This is a genomic window from Streptomyces sp. I05A-00742 (genome assembly GCF_013055795.1).
In the GTDB taxonomy this organism is placed as follows: domain Bacteria; phylum Actinomycetota; class Actinomycetes; order Streptomycetales; family Streptomycetaceae; genus Streptomyces.
Map to the genome: position 1 here is coordinate 107,591 of NZ_JABETO010000011.1, position 14,264 is coordinate 121,854.

The following is a 14,264-nucleotide window of genomic DNA, read 5'->3' on the forward strand; positions in this document are numbered from 1 at the left end:
CGCCGCCCCTGTCCTTTCCGCCCGCGATACGGTCGACGCCATGGACGCGACGACGACCTCCTATCTCGCGGTGATGACCACGGCCCCCGACGAGGAGACCGCCCGGCGGCTCGCCACGGGAGCGATCGAACTCCGGCTGGCGGCCTGCGCCCAGATCGACGGACCGGTGACCAGCGTCTACCGGTGGCAGGGCGCCGTCGAGACCGACACCGAGTGGCGCGTCCTCTACAAGACGACGAGCGCCCGGTACCCGGATCTGGAGTCCCACATCCGCGCCGGGCACCCGTACGACGTCCCCGAGGTGATCGCCACCCCGGTCACCGCGGGCAGCGACGCCTACCTGGCGTGGCTGCGGTCGGAGACCGGCGGGACCTGCGAGACCGAAGCCTGCTGACCCGCGGCCGGCGCGGCCCCCGCCCCCGCCGGGCGCCGCAGCAGTACGGCCACGGCGACGGCGAGCGCCCCGAGGACGAAGAGCGCGCCGACGCGGAAGGCGAGCCGGTAACCGTCGGCGAGCGCGGCGGCCGTACCACCGCCGTCGTCCAGGAGCGCGGCCGTACGGGAGGTCGCCAGCGTGCTCAGCACCGCCAGCCCGAACGCGGCGCCGACCTGCTGCGCGGTGTTGAACAGCCCGGACGCGATCCCCGAGTCGCCGGGCGCGGCGGCGGACATGGCCAGGGTCGCCAGAGCGGTCATGGCCGGGGCGAAGCCGGTGCCGAGCAGCAGCAGGGCGGGCAGTACGTCGGCGGCGTACGCGCCCCGCGCGGGCACCTCGCCCAGCAGCGCGAGGCCGGCCGCGATCAGCACCAGGCCCGGTATCAGCACCCGGACGGCGCCGAAGCGGGCGATCAGCCGGGGCGCGGCACCGAGGGACAGCGCGCCGATGACCACCGAGACCGGAAGACGCCGAGACCGGTGTCGACCTGGTCGAACCGGAGCACCTTCTGCAGGTAGAGCACGGTCAGGAACTGGAAGCCGAACATCCCCGCCACCATCAGGGCCTGGGCGGCCAGCGCCCCCGAGGCCTGCCGGGACCGCAGGACGCGCAGCGGCAGCAGCGGCTCGGCCGCCGTCGCCTGCCGGGCCACGAACGCGGCGAACAGGGCGAGCGCGCCACCGCCGAACCCGAGCGTGTGCGCCGACCCCCAGCCGTGGTCCGCCGTGCCGACGATCGCGTAGACCCCCAGCATCAGCGCCGCGGTGACCAGGAGCGCCCCGGCGGCGTCCGTGCTCCTCCCGAGCCCGGGGCCCCGGTCGTCCCGGAGAACGCGGACGGCGAGGACGGACGCGACGACGCCGACCGGCAGGTTGACGAAGAAGATCCAGTGCCAGTCGAGGGCCTGCGTCAGCACGCCGCCCGCGAGCAGCCCGATCGAACCGCCGGCGGACTGCACGAAGCTGTACACCCCGATCGCCTTGGCCCGCTCCTTCGGTTCGGGGAACAGGAAGACGACCATGCCGAGCGTCACCGCCGACGTCACCGCGCCGCCCACCCCTTGGAGGAAGCGCGCGGCCAGCAGCGGACCGGGCGTCGTGGCCACCCCGCACAGCAGCGAGGCCAGGGTGAACAGGACCAGCCCGGTGACGAACACCCGCTTCCGCCCGACCAGATCGCCCACCCGCCCGGCGAGCAGCAGCAGGCCCCCGAACGGGACGAGGTAAGCGTTGACCACCCAGGCGAGGCCCGAGGGGGAGTAGCCGAGGTCCGCCTGGATCGACGGGAGGGCCACGCTGACGATCGTCCCGTCGAGGATGACCATCAACTGCCCGGCGCAGAGCACCGCGAGGGCAGCCCATCGGGATGCGGTTCTGTCCAGGGATGCTGGCATGATGGCTCTGACCTCCAAAGGGGCACGACTTGTTACAGCAGTCATGATCTGTAACCATGAGCGCCTGCGGAAGGAGGCACTTTTATGTCACGCAGTCACACGGATGTGCCCGAGGGGTTTGTCGAGGGGCTCGTCGACGGTGAGGTCGGGGGTGCGACAGGCGGGGCGATCGACGAGGCATGTCCCATCACCGAGGTGCTCGACCACGTCGCGGGGAAGTGGAGCATCGGCATCCTGGTCGCGGCGGCCCGCGGCCCGATCCGGTTCACGGAGCTGGAACGCACCATTCAGGGCATCAGCCGCCGCATGCTCACCCTGAACCTCCGCAAGCTCGAACGCGACGGCCTTCTCATCCGCACCGTCCACCCCACCGTCCCGCCCAAGGTCGAGTACAGCCTCACGCCCATGGCCCGCGAACTCCACGCCACCCTGGGCGAACTGGTCGGCTGGGCGGAACGGCACCGGTCGTCGATCGCCACGGCACGGGCGGCGTACGACGCGAAGCCGGCGGCCTGAGGCGGGGGCGCGCAGGAATTCGGGCGCGCCGGCCCCGGACATCCGTCAAGATCGGTAATCGTGACCGAGACCGAGACTGTGACCGAGACCGTGACCGACACCCTCGTCCTGCCGCCCCGGCTCACCGCCTCCGCCGAAGCCGTCCGCGACGCCGCCCGGCGGCGCGGGATGCGGACGGAGCAACTGCCGGGCTTCACCGTCCCCGCCGGCCTGCGCGCACAGCACCTGCACGCCGGTCCGGGGTTCGCGGACGCCGTGGCGCCGGTGCTCGGCATCGCCCCGCTGGAGGCCCCGGTGGACTGGCTCGCCCGGCTGCCGCGGGCGTTCACCCGGCGCGAGGTGCTGGCGATGCCGCTCGGCGAGGCCCACGCCCTCCGCCGGCCCGCCTTCGTCAAGTCCCCGAACGACAAGGGGATACGGGCCATGGTCTACGCCGACGGCTCCCGGCTGCCGGGCCCCGACGCCGTGGACCCGGCGACGCCCGTCCTGGTGAGCGACGTCGTCGAGTTCACCGTCGAGCACCGGCTGTTCGTCCTGGACGGCGCGGTGCGCGGCGGGAGCCGGTACGGCGAGCGAGGGCGCCTGGCCCTGGGCCCCCTGGCCCCCGAGGCCGCCCGCTTCGGCGCCGAACTGCTGGCGGCCCACGGGGACACCCTGCCGTCCGCCGTGGTGGTCGACGTCGGGACCGTCGAAGGACACTGGGCCGTGATCGAGGCCAACGCCGCCTGGGCCAGTGGCCTCTACACCACGGAGCCCGATACGGCCCTGGACGTCGTCCTGCGGGCCGCGGGGCCGGACGCGGCGGTCGCCGCGCGGGACCGCCCGTTCGTCCGCGGCGGGACGGGAACGCGGCCGGCGGACACCGGCAGTCGAACCGTCACGGAATGAGGACGCCTGAGGGGACGCGTCGCGCCACGGGCCCGCGGGGCCGCTGCGGCCTGTGTGGTGCCAGTCGTCCGACGACTCCCCTCCTGTGGTCGTCGGTCGAGTGACGCGTGGGAATGCGAGCCGGACCCCCGTACCCGCTCGCGCTCCGGTCCGCGTGGCCCGGCCGGCTGCCGGTGAGGCCGGCAAGCGGCTGTTCCGGGCTCCGAGGCCCCGCGGTCCGTCTCAGAATGCCGACGTCCGGACGGCTCCGCACAGGACCGAACGTGCCACCTCCGGCACACGACGTGCCAACGTCACGGAAAATGGGTGGCATGGCAGAAGCGCTGACGACCGGGACCCCCGGTGAGCTGGACTCCATCGTCCTGTCCAAGTTCCTCCTCACCGCGGCGGCGGCGAACGGCGCCGACCCGGACCGGATCGCCCGCGCGGCCGGGGTGCCCGACTGGGCCCTGGCCGAGGACGAGGTGACCATCCCGGCCCGGTGCACCATGCACGTCTGGGAACTGGTGGAACACGCCCTGGACACCCCGGACTCCCCGGTGTCCATCGCCGGCTGGTACAGCCTGGGCGCCCTCGGGCTCTTCGACTACCTCTTCGCCAACGCGCCGACGCTCGGCGCCGCGCTGGAGAGCAGCACCCGGTACCTGCACTTCATCACGACCAACGGCCGCTTCGCGCTGAGCTCGCAGGACGAGCGGGAGACCACCTACTCCTTCCACTACGTGGAGGGGGAGACCCGCCAGGTCGAGCTCGCCGAACAGTTCGCCCTGGCGGTGCTGTGCGCCCGCTCGCGGGGTGTCACCGGTACGCCCGTGCACCCGCTGCACGTCGGCTTCTCCCAGTCCGCGCCGCCCCGGCACGCCACGCTGGCCGAGGCCCTCGCCGCCGAGCGCGGCATCGACTTCGACCAGGCCCGCGCCACGGTCACCTTCCGCACCGCCGACCTCGCCCAGCCGGTTCTCGGCGCCGACCCCCGGCTGGGCGCCATCCTGGGCCGCTACGCCGACACCCTGCCCCCGCCGCCGCCCGCCGACTGGCGCGACCAGTTCCGGCAGGCCCTCGACCTCTGCCTCATCGAGGGCACCCCCGCCCTCGACCACGTCGCCCGGCAGCTGATGACCAGCCGCCGCACCCTCCAACGCCGGCTCGCCGAGTCCGGCACCACCTGGCGCGCCGAACTCGACGACGCCCGCCGCCGCCAGGCCGAACTCGCCCGCCGCACCGGCCGCCCCGGCACCGCCGTCCTCGCCGACCGCCTCGGCTACTCCGACCCCCGCTCGCTGCGCCGCGCGGTCCGGCGCTGGTCGGCGGCGGAGGGGGCGGGGGAGGAGAGCGCGGGCTGACTCACACCCCGGCCCCGAGGGCCGCGTCGACCCCCGCCGCCCGCAGCCTCCGCGCCAGCCACTCGGCCTCGGTCGGAGTCACCGGGTAGGTGCCGGCGAGGACCTGCTCCAACACACCCCTGACCGCGGCCAGTCCGAGACCGAGCCCGGCCCGCAGCACGCGTCACCGCTTGCCGAAGTCGACGATGTAGGCGACCGCGAGCGCAAGGCCCAACACCCCGATGCCCAGCGCCGACAGGACGTTGAGCACCCCCGCGCCCGACGTGACGGCGCGGACCGTTCCCCCGAACCCGCCGGCGGCGGCCAACACCCCGAGGAAGAGCGTCCGGAACGACATGTTCCCGGCGCGCCGTGACCTGCCGGGGACCGGCCTTCCTGACCTCCTGCTGTTCGGCACGTCGCCGCCGCCTTCCTTACTCGGGTCTCCGCCGAACGGTATCCCACCAACCCATAGCGTTCCTTTTTGAATTCGGAATAGCGAGTACCGTTTCGCCGTGACGTGTCGGAAGTTTCCGCCTTTCTGAATTCGATGCCACTCCGAGTGATCTACTCGGTGCTCATTGATGATTGATTGAACCGGACCGGGTTGCCTACTCTGACGGCTCGTCAGTAGGTGAATTACTTGAAACCTACTTGAAACCTTGGGAAAGGACAGTCTCATGAAAAGAGCAAAGATGGCTCGCCTTGCCGTGACCGCCGCGGCCGTCGCGTCCGTCGGCATCGCGACCGCCACCCCGGCGTCCGCCAATGGGGGCGTCAACTGGGTGGCGAAGCAGCTCGGTACGTGCCTCAGCTGGGATTCGGACAATTACGCCACCACCGAAAAATGCACTGACGCATACAATTGGGATGAAGCGCGACTCCGGAACGGCTCCTACGAACTGACCGCCTTCAAGAACGGCAGTTGGTGCCTCGACGGCAACGGCGTGGGCCGCCGCGCCTACCTCGGGCGGTGCGCCTTCAACCACGACAACCCGTACCAGCAGTGGTACGAGACGAAGACGTCAAGGGGCTGGGTGCTCAAGAACGCCGCCACGGGAGAATGCCTCGGGGCTCTCACCCGGTACAACGTCCGGGCCATCAGCTGTGGCGATTCCGCCACCTATTGGGACTGATCGATTGCGTACGCCCGGTCGGCACCCAGGGAGGGAGAGGCCGGCCGGGCGGCCGCTTATGACTACTGACGCTCAGCCGACGACAGACTTCTCGATCGCCTCGAAGATGTCGGCGTCCGTCTCGCGCTGCCATGCGGGCAGCTCCGGCCAGTCCGCTACATAACCCGGCTTGGGCTCCGCGAAGTGCTTGTACATCTGCGCCGTCCAGCAAATGGCCACGAACCGGCCCTTCTGCTCGCGCGTCAGCCGCGCGGCATGCCCGTCGCTGACCGAGAGGAACTGGCGTACCTGCTCGTACACGGCTCCCGCTGCTGCCCGCTCCCAGTCCGGTGTTTCCTCCCACGGGGTGACATAACCGGCCTTGGGCTCCCCGGGATAGTGCGCGCGCACTCCGGCGATCCACGTCTCACGGAACAGCCGGGCGCCTTCGTTCTCCGACAAGCGAATTCCTTTCATCGTCGTGGTCACGAATTCGAGGCGCTCACGTTCCGGTGAGCGCGGGGGCGAGCCCGCGGGCCCGCTCGTGGAGTTCCTTCGCCGCCGCGTTCCTCAGATGCGGGCGGATGCGGGCGCTCATGACGCGAACGCGGGTGTCCGCCCGGCCGGAGTGGACGTCGGGGTAGTCGTCGAGGGCGAGGTGCCACGTCCGGCAGGCCTCCTCCAAGTGACCGATGTCCAACTGCCGCTCGGCCAGCGTGCACCGATGCCGGACCCGTGCCCGCCGGTACACCCTCTGCCGGACGCGGTCCGACTCCTTCAGCACGCCGACCGATCCGGCGACGTCCCGCAACTCGTAGCGGACCTGGCTCACGTGGTACAGCAGGGACGAGGGATCGTACGAACCGAACGCCCTGGCCCGGGACTCGGCCTTCTCCATCGCCGCCTCCGCCTCCCGGATGTACATCAGCGCATTCGCCCGCTCCCCGGTCCGGGCCGCCGCATGGGCCTGCTGCCCCGCCAGGAACGCGCGCATCCGCGGCCCGGCCTGCGGCGACGCGGCCGCGGCGGCGTCGGCCAGGCGCAGGGCTTCACGACCGTGCCCGAGGTCCACCGCCTGGACGCTCATGCCCCGCAACGTCGTGCAGTAGGTGAGATGGTCACCCGCCGCCCCGGCCAGCTCCAGGGCCTTCACGTAGTAGCGCTGGGCCAGGCCGTGGAAGCCCTCGTCCACCGCCATGTAGCCGGTGAGGTAACAGAGGTCCGCAGCGGCGGACATCATCGCCCGGCGCACGGGCGTGGGCGCGTCCGCGCGGAGGTAGGGGGCAACGGTGTTGACGAGGAACGTGGCCGCCATCGGACGCGCATGCCGCCCGCCGAACCGGTCGTCCAGCTCCGATATCCGTTCGGTCATGGCGGACACCATGTCGACATCCGCCATGCCGTAGCGGTGCGCCCTTCCGCGCTGAACCGCTTCCATGCGCCCGACCACGTCCTGCCAGTGCGGAACAGTCAGCGCGACGGAGAACAGGCCGGCTCCGAGGACGCCGCGTCGCGAGGGCACCGGCCGGTACGGCCTGGGCAGATCCGCGTCACCGCCTGACGATTGCACGACACTCACGCTCCCGGGGAACGAGGTGGAGTCGGTCGGGGCTCACAAGGACCTGGTACAGGCTGACGGAACGGCCCTCGGCGACCACCCCGTACCATCGGAGTCTAAGTCACCGGAACCCAGGACCTCTTGAGGTGACCGTGAGCGGTTGGGCTGATCTGACGACCGGAAGGCGCATCAAGCACTTGCGCGGTTCCGACATGACACAGCAGGGCTTGGCGGATGCGGCCGGAGTGTCTCTCGCTCTGGTGCAGAAGGCGGAACAGGACAAGGGGGACCTGTCCGTCGGCTCACTGCTGAAGTTCGCCGCCGCGCTCCGGACGGACGTCTCGGTGATCCTGGGCCAGCAGGCTCCCCGACAGGGCATGAACCGCGAGGACCGGGCCGCACTGCGCCGCCTTTCCGACGCTGTGCACGAAAGCGCGCTCGGCGAATGGGAGGGGGTCGAGGACCCGAGCAGCGTCGATGAGCTGGGCAAGGCGCGTGATCTCGCGTGGGCCGCCTTCTGGGCCGGGGACACCGTCGCTTTGAGCGGCTTCGCCTCCCGGGTCCTCATGGAAGGCCAGGCGCGGTATGTGAGTGCGGGAGGAGTCGAGCGCGAGCGACTGGGCCTCGTCCTGGCGAGCACCTACAGGGTCGCCGCGTCCTGTGCGAACGGGTTCGGGCAGCGTGACCTGGCGCTGAGCGCGCTGACCTCCGCCAAACTGCGCGCCGTGGAGACCGGTGATCCCGTGATGCCGGCCCTGCTCGAATCCACCCTGTCCTGGATCTATCTCAGGAGCGCCAAGCTGCCGCGAGCGGTCTCCGTGGCCGAGCGCGCCGCCCTGGCCGTCGAACCCCGTTTCAGCCGGCCCTCGCGTCCGCAACTGGTTGCCTACGGCCGCCTCATGATCTCCGCAGCAGTCGCGGCGTCACGGCGTGAGGACGAGAGCGCAGCGGACGACTACATCTCCCAGGCCCATGCCGCGGCTGCCCGGCTCGGCAGGGACGTCGACCTGTACGGCACGAACTTCGGCCCGACGGCGGCGAAGGCTGAGGCCGTCGGCATTCACGTCGCCCTCGGCAACCACGGCCGGGCCCTGAAACTGGCCGGTGAGCCGGGCATGAACAAGCTTCCCTGCTCCATGTCGAAGGTGGCGAGGAACCGCTACAAGCTCGATGTGGCCCAGGCGCAGTGTTCCGCCGGTCTCTACGACCAGGCCGCGGACACGCTGATCGAAGTGGGGCTCGATGCTCCGGAGTGGGTGAGGCACCAGGCGCTTCCGGGGGTGATCGGCCGTCGCCTGGCCAAGGTGTCGGCGGCGAGGGTTCGGAACATCAGCCGGGTGATCGGCGTCCCCTTGATCAGCTGACCCGTACGGAGCGTACGAGCCGCTGCCGGCGGTCTGAGGAGGTAGGACGCCCCGTCGCTTCACCCCAGGTGTCCATACCGGCACGATGCGTGCATGGTCAGCAATCAGAAGACCGAGTCCGGGCCCGCGCCCGACGTCCGGAGGGCCGATGGTGATCGCAGGCGCCGACGCCAGTTGACGGACGCCGCCTCTGGTCTCACCTCCGGGGTCGAGCGGTTCCGATGCGTCATCTACCTGTCCGGTGGCATTGATTCCGTCACCGCGCGAGCGCGCGAGGACTGCCAGGGGGCCGCCTACGCGTTCGGATGGAGTGTGGTCGCGGTGATCGAGGCGGACGAGGGTCACATGACCCCGAGAGAACGCATCGGCCTGTCGAGCGCCCTTCGCTATATCCGGAGCGGAGCGGCAGGGGTTGTCCTCACCGCTTGGCGATCGATGATCGCGACAAGTGCCGAGGAATACCGTGAAGTTGCCCGGTCGGTCGAGGAGAGCGGCGGCTTCGTGTACGCCAGGACCCTGACAGGACCGTCGGACACCGCGCAACCGGGGCCGGAGCGGGACGACACGTGACGCAGCAGGTGAGAACCGGGGCACCCAGAGCCGGCGTTCCCCTCGGGCGCCTGGTCAAGGATCTGCGGTCGGGCCGGGTCGGGGTGGTCACACAGGATTACGGAGACACCGTTCGGCTCGGAGCGCCTGATGGCTCCGGGCGCTGGCTGTGCCCGGCGAGCCGGATCACTCTGGCCACCTCGGCCGACCGGCAGGCGCTCGGTCTGGCCCCCCACCCCGACCCGGGGCGATGACGGGCGGCACCCGCTTTCGGGCCGGTCGCATACGCTCGCCGGGTGACGCTCTACTTCGACCCCTTGACCGTTCTCGACGGCGAGGACCGCGACGTCTTCCGAGGCCGCTGGGAAGACCGGCTGTGGCTCAACGTCCCCGGCCCCTTCTACGGCGGTGAGACCGACACATGCTGGACGGGGCGCCTCCACGCGCCCCGGCACGTCCTCTACGGAGGCCGGCACCTCAGCGAGTACGTCTACCGTCAGCCCCGCACGCCCGCCGAGACCGCCGCGCTCGTGGAGGCCGCGGGGGACGACCCGTTCCTCGGGTACGGCTGTGACGGCGACTCGCGGTGGACGCCGGAGACCGTCCGGGAGTGGTGGCGCGATCGCGGCCGGGTCGCTCAGTACCTGTCGGACCACAGGAGCCAGTGGGAGGAGAGCGACGTCGCGGCGGGGCAGGGGGTGGCAGCGGCCGTGCGCGACTTCAAGGCCTACCTCGACGGGGAGTTGGCGGCCGATCTGCGGATCTACCTCTTCCGGTTGGCGGAGGGGCGGCCTCCTGCCTCGGGCGATCGGTTGCCCGAGCTCTAGTACTACAGCCGGTTGTTCACGTGACGTGACGGCGGGTGCCTCGTTGCTCCATTCGTGGGACTGATGCTGACGCTGGGCGTGGTGCAGACTGGCGAGCTGAACGAGTTTGAGATCCGGTCGCTGGATGGCGAGTTGGAAGCGCTGTGTGCATCTGTGGACGATGTGTTCGCGCGTCCAGCCTCGCGGGAGAACCTGCGGGCGATGGTGCGCGGGCTGCTCAGCGAGGTGCCGCGCAAGAACCTGTGGCAGCTCGCCGAGTTCGCCGGGCACCCCAATCCCGACCGGCTGCAGGGCTTTCTCGCCAAGGCGGCCTGGGACGCCGACGAGCTTCGCGACCGGGTCCGCGCCTACGCGGTCGCGGCCCTGGTGGCCGACGATGCGGTGCTGATCGCGGACGAGACCGGCGACATCAAGAAGGGCACCAAGACCGCCGGGGTGCAGCGGCAGTACATCGGCACGGCGGGCCGGATCGAGAACGCGCAGGTCAGTGTGCATCTGTCCTACGGCTCCAGCCGTGGCCGCACACTCATCGACCGCGAACTCTACCTCGGCCGCGCCTGGGCCGGTACCACCGCCGAGCACGAGCATCGCTGCGCCGAGCAGGGCATCCCGCCCGAGCGGGCCACCGAGGTGGCGACCAAGCCGGAGCTGGCCCGTCATGCACTGGCACCGCTGGCGCACCCGCCATCAGATCCGAGCCCGCGCCAGCCACTACCGCACGCGAACGGCCCGCGCTCACTCACCGTAAAACCACCGGCCGTAACACTAGTGGTGCCAAGCTCGCCCACCCGTGTTGTGGATGAACCGCTGCAACACCTTGAGGGCGGTCAGGTACTCCTCGTCGGAGATACCCGCGTGCCGTTCCGCCCAGAGCTCGTCCTGAAGGGCTGCGGCCTTGTCGTAGAACGCCCTGCCCTCAGCCGTGATGCCCAGACGTCCCTCGGCATCCTCTTTGATCCAGCCCTGGGCGATGATCGTGTCGATCTCTGACTCCATGGTTTCCGGGCCGGTGTCGAGATAGTTCCGAAGGAGGCGGGACACTTCGTCACGGGTCTTGACGGTGTCGGCGCCTGCGACCTGTGCGAGGGCCCACCACTGCGGTTGGGTAGTGCCGATCCCGGCGAGGGCGGCCCGGGTGCGGGCGATGACGGCCTTGTTGGCCGCCCAACTCCAGTAGCCGATGGGCTGTTTGATCAGGTCTGTGTCGCTGTGCGAGTACTCCATGGCCGAAACCCCTGTTCGTTGTCTGAGCCGGTTCGACGGGATCGACCGTAGAAACTCAACTGGACTTGAGGTCAAGGGCGTACCGGTCGACTCGTCCGAGAGGTCGCCTACTTGCTGCTCTCACCGTGAAACCACCGGCTGTAGTACTAGCCGGCCTTGGGTGGGCCGCACCGCTTCACGCCGCCATCGGCCACCGGGCGGAACGCGGAACGGGTACGGCTGCAACTCGGCTCCGCGCGGGCGAGCCTGCGCGCCGGCCGCCGTCAGGGCCTCGGGCGCCTTCCGCCGCTGTCGGTCGCGCACCAGCCAGCTAGCCGGGCGGGCGACCCGCACGTCCTCCCACAGCGCCGAGGGCGCGAGCGCTGCCGCTCCCGGCCTGATAGCCGCAGTCGAGCCTTCCGCGCGAGACAGCCGACAGCGCCGGGCCGCCCAGGCGGCGCCACTCGTGCAGGGAGCAGCCTCTGGCCTCAACTTCTGCCTAGGGAGGCGGGAGTTCTGGGCGGGGTGGGGTGGGATGGCGGTGTGCAGCCGGTGGGCGGTACGGCGCTGCTTCGGTGGGGCGGCATTGTGCCTGTCCGGCTGTCCGTTTCGTCTCGGGCCCTGCGGGCCCAAGGCGGCGGGCTGCGCGCGGGAAGGGGCCCGGGCCGGGTTCCTCGACCGCGGGAGTTGAGGGCGGAAGGCCCGGAGCAGCCGGTGTCGGGGAGTTGGCCGCGTCTCTGGCTCCTCGCACGTCCCACAGGCAGCAGTTGTGTCCCGCAGGCGTCTGCCTGGGCGTGGGCCGGGGCGGTTGTGGTAGATCCGGGCGGTTTTTCGGCCCGACACGCCACAAGAAGCGCCCCGATCCACCAGTTCCTGCTCGCTCACGCCGGGGAGGGGCGGGCACCCACTGCCACCGCTCCCGCCCGCGCCTCCACCCCCAGGAGCCGCAGGCGAGGTACCGGCCCGGGCCTCCTCTCCGCGTAGTCAGCCGCTTTGGGCCCGCAGGGCCCGAGACGAAACAGTCAGCCGGGCGAGCACCATGCCGCCCCACTCAACCTGATCCGCCCTACACGCACCCACACCGAACCCGTAGCCGAGTCCACGGCCTTGGCCACCTGCCCGGAGAAGTCCCCGACCGCCGCGGTCGAGCCGTCCTGGTTGAGCGGACAGGCCCCGGCAAGAAAGATCAGCCGGGCCTCGGCCGGTGCCGTGGCCGCGTAGGCGTACTCGGCGACGCCGGAGAGGGAAGGGGAGCGGACCAACGTAACGGCACGGGGCACAGGCATTCCCTTTCGCGTCATACGCAGTGGTGCCCCGCACCTTTTCAGAGATCCGCTCGGCCTCAGAGATCCACTCGGCATTCGACGCAATTCCCTGACCAGTTACGTATGGCAGCAAGCCGTTGTCGGCAATCGTCACGCGTCCACGCCGCGAACGAAGCAGGTGATCGGAGAGACGCGGTCTTCGGCAGCGTTTTCACCCCCGGAGATCGTCACGAAGGGCAGCACTATGTCAGGTCGTCGCGCACCTTCCGCGCCAACTCGGCGGCACCGGGGCCGCTGTCCTTCGCCGGCACCTTCCAGCGGAAGATATGACCCCGGGCGTCCAGGAACATGAGCGTTCCCCCGCGGGCCGCCTCCGGGATGTCGAAGGCGACCTGCGTGAGGTCGTAGGTGCCGGGCTGCACGATGTTGCCGTGGCCGCCGCCCTGGACGATGGCGGCTCCGTTCCCGGAACCGCTGTCGGTGGCTCGGCCGTCCGGGGCCACCCACTTCCAGCCTCCTCCGTCCAGGGACACCGCCTGAGCGGCAGGAGCCGCCCTGGTCGCCTTCTCCTTCACCGAGATGACGGCGAACAGGCCGTTCCTGGCCTTGGTGTACGGGCCGGTGCCGCCCTTGGCGTACACGACGTCGGTGGGGGTCAGTTCCAGTGGCCCACCGCCCGGGACCCGTGACGGGGAGCCGTCGGTCTGTACCGGCTTCCCCAGTGCAAGTGGATCGTCCGTGTTCCCCTGGGCGTCCGGCGCCGACTTGTGGGCGGCTTGCGGGGGGTGCGCCGGGACGGGATCGTCCGGAGCTTTGTTCCCTCCCCCGGAGGAGCAGGCTGACAGGCCAAAGGTGAGGAGAACGGTTCCGATCAAGATTTTTCTTCGCATGTCCGCATGATCACAGCGTTCATGGGCATCGCATGCATTCAAGGGCCATTGATGTCCCGACATTGTTGACTCGCGCCCTGGCGCAGGCACTCCCGACGCGAGCCGAGGCCGGTGTGGCGAGGACGCGGCCCAGGCAGGTCGACAACATGGCGTCAGCGGCGCCGGAATGCCAGCAGTGTGCAGTCGCACCGCAAGTGTCCCGCCTCATCGGCATGCTCGGCGAACACGGGATCGGTGCCGAGCCGCTCGTGCGGTATGTCGAACACGTTCTCCTGGTACACCTCGCACGTCAGGCCGGCGGACTCGGCGAACTGTTCCAGCAGGCCGATGTTTCCCGCGATCCTGCTGTACCCGAGGTAGACCGTTCCCGAGTCGGTCAGGTGGTCGGGCGCTGTCCGGAGAAACTCGCGGTGTGCGGTGTAGCCCGGGTCGAAGACCGCTGCCTCGGCATACGACGGGGAGGTGTTGTCGGCGGGGCTCTCGACGAACGGCGAGTTCCAGTAGATGATGTCGAACTTGTCGTGGGCGTCCAGGGATTTGAACAGGTCACTCCTCAACGCGCGCACCTTGTCCCCGACGCCGTGTCGCTCGGCGTTGGCCCGTACGTTGTCCACGGCGGACGGATTGATGTCGACGGCGGTCACGGGTGCGCAACCGTGCAGAGCGGCCATGACGGCGGTGACGCCGCTGCCGCATCCCATCTCCAGGAAGCTGGTTCCCGCAGTGAGGGGCAGCCAGGAAGTGAAGAGGGTGGACGCGAGCTTGGACTCCCCGGCGAATACGTCACCGAACTGAATCCACTCCCTGTCCAGGAGCGAGAATGAGGTGGTCTCGACCTCACCTCGTGCCCGGATCGCGCGCTGTCCCATTGCATAGCCGAGCCTGTTCATGACAATCCTCTCGAATTGGAGCGGTGATGTGAGAAAGGCGGTTTGCCG

14 protein-coding genes and 3 pseudogenes are annotated in these 14,264 nt (G+C 70.3%); 9 read left to right on the forward strand and 8 right to left on the reverse strand.

The features are described 5' to 3' along the window. Positions 1-40: 40 nt before the first annotated feature. Positions 41-394, forward strand: a complete 354-nt coding sequence (cutA, locus tag HN013_RS13640) for a divalent-cation tolerance protein CutA (protein ID WP_171166377.1) — start codon at positions 41-43, stop codon at positions 392-394. On the opposite strand, the pseudogene HN013_RS13645 reads toward cutA, so the two are convergent. Beyond that, a pseudogene (locus tag HN013_RS13645) lies at positions 337-1,760 on the reverse strand (MFS transporter). The gene cutA and the pseudogene HN013_RS13645 sit on opposite strands and share 58 nt — an antisense overlap. A 153-nt stretch (positions 1,761-1,913) precedes the next feature. On the opposite strand from HN013_RS13645, the gene HN013_RS13650 reads away from it, so the two are divergent. From HN013_RS13650 to HN013_RS13660, 3 genes are all read left to right on the forward strand, one after another. Continuing rightward, positions 1,914-2,345, forward strand: coding sequence for a helix-turn-helix domain-containing protein (locus HN013_RS13650; RefSeq protein WP_171166378.1), 432 nt, complete (start codon positions 1,914-1,916; stop codon positions 2,343-2,345). Positions 2,346-2,405: 60 nt separating this feature from the next. After that, on the forward strand, positions 2,406-3,233 hold the full coding sequence (locus HN013_RS13655) for an ATP-grasp domain-containing protein (protein WP_312018596.1): 828 nt from the start codon (positions 2,406-2,408) through the stop codon (positions 3,231-3,233). Between the two features lie 311 nt (positions 3,234-3,544). Further along, positions 3,545-4,576, forward strand: a complete 1,032-nt coding sequence (locus HN013_RS13660) for an AraC family transcriptional regulator ligand-binding domain-containing protein (protein WP_171166379.1) — start codon at positions 3,545-3,547, stop codon at positions 4,574-4,576. Between the two features lie 163 nt (positions 4,577-4,739). On the opposite strand, the gene HN013_RS13665 is transcribed toward HN013_RS13660, so the two are convergent. Continuing rightward, positions 4,740-4,913, reverse strand: a complete 174-nt coding sequence (locus HN013_RS13665) for a hypothetical protein (protein ID WP_171166380.1) — start codon at positions 4,911-4,913, stop codon at positions 4,740-4,742. Between the two features lie 337 nt (positions 4,914-5,250). On the opposite strand from HN013_RS13665, the gene HN013_RS13670 reads away from it, so the two are divergent. Continuing rightward, positions 5,251-5,691, forward strand: coding sequence for a hypothetical protein (locus tag HN013_RS13670; RefSeq protein WP_171166381.1), 441 nt, complete (start codon positions 5,251-5,253; stop codon positions 5,689-5,691). A gap of 72 nt (positions 5,692-5,763) precedes the next feature. Here the strand turns inward: HN013_RS13670 and HN013_RS13675 are convergent, their stop codons facing one another. Both HN013_RS13675 and HN013_RS13680 read right to left on the reverse strand, forming a co-directional pair. Continuing rightward, positions 5,764-6,132 (reverse strand): hypothetical protein, encoded by a 369-nt coding sequence (locus HN013_RS13675; RefSeq protein ID WP_171166382.1) that lies wholly within the window; start codon positions 6,130-6,132, stop codon positions 5,764-5,766. Positions 6,133-6,172: 40 nt separating this feature from the next. Next, on the reverse strand, positions 6,173-7,240 hold the full coding sequence (locus HN013_RS13680; RefSeq protein WP_398979542.1) for a transcriptional regulator: 1,068 nt from the start codon (positions 7,238-7,240) through the stop codon (positions 6,173-6,175). 140 nt (positions 7,241-7,380) lie between these two features. On the opposite strand from HN013_RS13680, the gene HN013_RS13685 reads away from it, so the two are divergent. From HN013_RS13685 to HN013_RS32970, 4 genes and pseudogenes are all read left to right on the forward strand, one after another. Then, positions 7,381-8,592: a helix-turn-helix domain-containing protein gene (locus tag HN013_RS13685; RefSeq protein ID WP_171166449.1), complete on the forward strand. Its 1,212-nt coding sequence runs from the start codon at positions 7,381-7,383 to the stop codon at positions 8,590-8,592. A 93-nt stretch (positions 8,593-8,685) separates the two neighbouring features. Beyond that, positions 8,686-9,162 carry a hypothetical protein gene (locus HN013_RS13690; protein WP_171166383.1) on the forward strand — a complete coding sequence of 159 codons (477 nt, stop codon included), beginning with the start codon at positions 8,686-8,688 and terminating at the stop codon, positions 9,160-9,162. Between the two features lie 275 nt (positions 9,163-9,437). Next, positions 9,438-9,968: a ferredoxin gene (locus HN013_RS13695; RefSeq protein ID WP_171166384.1), complete on the forward strand. Its 531-nt coding sequence runs from the start codon at positions 9,438-9,440 to the stop codon at positions 9,966-9,968. Positions 9,969-10,031: 63 nt separating this feature from the next. Continuing rightward, positions 10,032-10,634: pseudogene (locus tag HN013_RS32970) on the forward strand (transposase); the annotation flags it as partial. 99 nt (positions 10,635-10,733) lie between these two features. On the opposite strand, the gene HN013_RS32975 reads toward HN013_RS32970, so the two are convergent. The 4 genes and pseudogenes from HN013_RS32975 to HN013_RS13715 form a co-directional block, all read right to left on the reverse strand. Then, positions 10,734-11,192: a MarR family winged helix-turn-helix transcriptional regulator gene (locus HN013_RS32975; RefSeq protein ID WP_249374992.1), complete on the reverse strand. Its 459-nt coding sequence runs from the start codon at positions 11,190-11,192 to the stop codon at positions 10,734-10,736. A 1,073-nt stretch (positions 11,193-12,265) separates the two neighbouring features. Then, positions 12,266-12,451, reverse strand: a pseudogene (locus HN013_RS13705) (RidA family protein); the annotation flags it as partial. Between the two features lie 227 nt (positions 12,452-12,678). Further along, positions 12,679-13,077, reverse strand: a complete 399-nt coding sequence (locus tag HN013_RS13710; RefSeq protein ID WP_171166386.1) for a hypothetical protein — start codon at positions 13,075-13,077, stop codon at positions 12,679-12,681. A 401-nt stretch (positions 13,078-13,478) separates the two neighbouring features. Beyond that, positions 13,479-14,216, reverse strand: coding sequence for a methyltransferase (locus HN013_RS13715; RefSeq protein ID WP_171166387.1), 738 nt, complete (start codon positions 14,214-14,216; stop codon positions 13,479-13,481). Positions 14,217-14,264: the final 48 nt, after the last annotated feature.

What these genes read in the sequence shown, in the direction of transcription:
- cutA (WP_171166377.1), top strand. Translation starts at nt 41, where the DNA reads ATGGACGCGACGACGACCTCCTATCTCGCGGTGATGACCACGGCCCCC.
- HN013_RS13650 (WP_171166378.1), top strand. Translation starts at nt 1,914, where the DNA reads ATGTCACGCAGTCACACGGATGTGCCCGAGGGGTTTGTCGAGGGGCTC.
- HN013_RS13660 (WP_171166379.1), top strand. Translation starts at nt 3,545, where the DNA reads ATGGCAGAAGCGCTGACGACCGGGACCCCCGGTGAGCTGGACTCCATC.
- HN013_RS13665 (WP_171166380.1), bottom strand. Translation starts at nt 4,913, where the DNA reads ATGTCGTTCCGGACGCTCTTCCTCGGGGTGTTGGCCGCCGCCGGCGGG.
- HN013_RS13670 (WP_171166381.1), top strand. Translation starts at nt 5,251, where the DNA reads ATGGCTCGCCTTGCCGTGACCGCCGCGGCCGTCGCGTCCGTCGGCATC.
- HN013_RS13690 (WP_171166383.1), top strand. Translation starts at nt 8,686, where the DNA reads ATGGTCAGCAATCAGAAGACCGAGTCCGGGCCCGCGCCCGACGTCCGG.
- HN013_RS32975 (WP_249374992.1), bottom strand. Translation starts at nt 11,192, where the DNA reads ATGGAGTACTCGCACAGCGACACAGACCTGATCAAACAGCCCATCGGC.
- HN013_RS13715 (WP_171166387.1), bottom strand. Translation starts at nt 14,216, where the DNA reads ATGAACAGGCTCGGCTATGCAATGGGACAGCGCGCGATCCGGGCACGA.